Source organism: Marivita sp., from assembly GCF_020055635.1.
GTDB lineage: Bacteria > Pseudomonadota > Alphaproteobacteria > Rhodobacterales > Rhodobacteraceae > Marivita.
This window is the reverse complement of sequence record NZ_JAIPUT010000149.1, coordinates 1-3,423: the sequence shown is the minus strand read 5'-3', so window position 1 is coordinate 3,423 and position 3,423 is coordinate 1. Positions and strand designations below refer to the sequence as shown.

The 3,423-nt window shown below is 63.2% G+C and carries 1 protein-coding gene; it reads right to left on the bottom strand.

Features of this window, described 5'->3' with window-relative positions; all coding sequences use genetic code 11:
- Positions 1–47: 47 nt before the first annotated feature.
- On the bottom strand, positions 48–3,423 hold a 3,376-nt coding region (locus LCF60_RS23860), incomplete at its 5' end, for a DUF4214 domain-containing protein (RefSeq protein ID WP_292295025.1).

The following is a 3,423-nucleotide window of genomic DNA, read 5'->3' as shown; positions in this document are numbered from 1 at the left end:
AAGCCGGACGCGACGCATGACCTGCGAACCCTCGCGCGCCGACGTCGTCAGGTGGCGAAGGGGTCGTCCAGAATGCCGACCACTTGCAGGATGAATTCGGCGTCCCCGGACGCAAGTGCCGTGGCATAGAAATCGTCCGTGGCGTCGATGGCGTCCTGAATGCTGGCTTCCGAGCCGTCGAACAGGGCCATCACAGACGTTGCATTGCCGACATCCGACATGCCGTTCGTCACGGCGAAATAGCCGCCGATATCGGTCTTGTCGCTGAGGTACTGCCGGTCGGCCAACTGCTGGTCGATGAACTCCTGGCTGGCATCGCCGGGAGGATCGGCCTTGGCACCGCCGAGGATGGCCAGGATGAACTGGTCGCGGCTCACCCCGCCACTGTCCAGCTTGTCGACCCAGAAATCGAACCCCTCCTGGTCGGGAAGCCGGCCCAGAACGTTGTCGTAGACCGCGGTGGCGAAATCCGAATTGCCCAGATCGGACGGGTAGGTGGCGCGCGTCTCGGGCTGGTCGATGAAGAAACTGGCCGATTGTTCCAGCGTCACCCCGTTTGCAAAGGCGGTGCCCCAGAAGGACAGGCCCACCGCGTCCGGAGCGCGGTTGAAATAGGCGATGTAAAGCTCGATGAAGGTTTCCAGATCGGCTTGCGAGAGCTGCGCCAAACCGCCGAACTCTTCAAGGCTGAAGGGTTCGCCGTTAAAATCCGTGTCGAAATCCAGCGCTTCGATTGCGGTGAGGGTATCCGTTCCGTTACCACCGTCGCGCCTGTCGGTGATCGTTACCGAAGCCGCGCTGATCGTGAGCGTGTAATTGGCCTGATCGCCGGAATAGACCGCCGTGTCGGTGCCTGCGCCGCCATTCAGGTCGTCGTTGCCCGCGCGGCCCTCGAGGGTGTCGTCCCCGTCCGCACCTTCAAGCAGGTTGGCCGCGCTGCCCCCTCGGATCACGTCCGCGCCGCTGGTGCCCAGAACGTTTTCGACACTGGCAAAGGTGTTTGAAATCACCCCGTTGGATTGCGTGGTTGATGAGATCTCAATGGCAAAGCTTGGAATGTCGTCGTTGGTTTCTTCTCCGGTCGGCAAGCGCAGCGCCAGGTCAGAGGCCGCCCGCGCATAAAGCGGATTGGTCAAGAGCACGTCGCGGGGGCTGATCGACTGGCCATCGAATTGGCGCGAGGACGTGCTGCCGTCATCGGCCCAGACCACGCGACCCAACTCGACTTCGCGCGCCAGAGATTGCGCCTGCAGGTCGAGGTTCAGCGCAAGGGTTCTGCCTCCGCCTTCCGCAAGGTCCGTACTGCCCGAAAAATCGAGAGTGTCGGTTCCGTCGCCGCCATCCGCGAAAAAGGCATTCGCGCCGATCACCAGGCGGTCATTGCCGTCACCGCCATACAGTTCGTCCTCTGCGGTGGTGGCATTGTGCCCGCCCGCGATCAGGATGTCGTCGCCACCGCCGCCGATGATGGTATCGACACCGGCCCCCCCGGCCAGAAGGTTTGCCTGTCCGTCGCCGGTGAGGGAATCGTTCAGATGCGTGCCGAACACGTTTTCGATGCCAAGAAACGTGTCGCGTTCACCGCCCCGACCGCCGGTCTGGTTCGCCAGATCGATATTGGCGGCCGCGAAGACCTGTGCCACGATCCCGCCCTCGGCCCCGCCATAGCTGGCAAAGGCGTAGTCCACGGTATCCGTACCGCCGCCGCCGTCCAGAAGGTCATCGCCCGCGCCGCCGTTGATCGTGTCGTTGTCGCCTTCGCCCCGGATCGTGTCGCGCCCATCGCCGCCGAACACCTGATCGCTGCCATTGCCCGCGCTGACCGTGTCGTTGCCGCCTCGGGTGACGATGCGGTCCGCCCCGTTGCTTCCCACCACCGTGTCGGCCGCGTCGGACGTCACCAGCGCTTCGATGCCGGTGATGCTGTCAAGGTCGATGGACCTGTCGGACACGGCGGTCCCGTTGGCGAGGTTGACCGACACGCCTTCACCGAACCGCGGCTCGAGGATGAGCGTGTCATAACCCGCGCCACCGCTGAGGTCGTTGTTCATGCGGGTGATGAAGAAGGTGTCGTTGCCGTCGCCGCCATCCGCGGTCACATTCCCGCCCGAGGTCACCTCGATCCGGTCGTCACCGATTCCTCCGAACGCATTCCCGCCATTGCCGATGATGATCAGGTCATTGCCGTCGTCACCGAAAAAGGTCGGGCTCTGGGTGCCGTCGCTGGCGACCGATTCCAGGTGATCGTCGCCGCCTGCGCCGCGAATGATCGCGTCCGAACCGGTGCCCCAGGTGACATAATCGTTGTTTTCACCCAGCAGGAATTCGTCGATGTTGTCGATGCCGAACCCGTCGCCCCGCGCATCCTGCGCCCGTCCGGTGTAATCCTTGTCCGCTGCGACAAAGCGCAGGTTGCCGCTGCCGCTGCTGGTCAGCAGAACGAACCGCGCATCTCCCACAGGCCGGAGATCAAGCGTGTTATATCCGTTCCCGCCATCGAAATTCCCCGCGATCCGACCGCCCTGAGGCCCGCGTTCGGCAATCAGCAGGTCATCGCCGCCGCCGCCCATTACGTCATCGGCGCCCCAGGAATAAAGAGTGTCATTGCCGCCGCCACCGCCGATATCTATGCGGTTCAGGGAATCGCCGGCGCCATAGATCGTGTCCGCCGAATCCGATCCGATGAACTGCTCGATATTGAGCGCGATATCCGTGGCGATGACCTGTCCCGAGGCGGTCAGCCGGTCGATCTCGCCGTCGGCAGCGCGGATCACGACAGGCCCGGTGGTTGCCTTGTCCTCCATCGCGACGTTGAGCATCCCCATGTAGAACTGGTCATTTGACAGGAACCGGCTGATCTCGTCTCGCCCGGTCGCATAGCTCAGCGTGTCGTTCCCGGCCTCGCCGTCATAAATCTCGGCCGCCCCGTTGTCCGACGTGTTCAGCGCGCCCAGGAAGTCGTTGCTGTCACCGCCGCGCAGCGTATCGATCCCCTGACCGCCCCAGAGCACGTCACGGCCTTCATTGCCGAACAGGGCATCATCGCCGCCGCGCCCTGACAGCATGTCCCGGCCACGACCCGAGAACAGGGTATTGGCGCTGGAATTGCCGTAGATCTGCATTGCGCTGCCATTCTGAATGATGACATTCTCGATATCGAACACCTGGTTGATGTCGCCATCCGCACCGGCGAACCCGGTTTCCAGATTGACGGTCACCGGCGAATTGCGACCCAGATCGAACACCTGGAACGTGTCGCTGCCGGGACCGCCGTTCATGGCATCGACACCGGTGCGTGGAATGATCAGGTCGTTGCCGGGTCCGCCAAAGATGAAGTCGCGCCCCAGCGTGCCCTGAATCCGGTCATCGCCACCAAGCCCGTAGACGACGTTCATGCCGTCAAAGACCTGCCCGTTGAGCTCC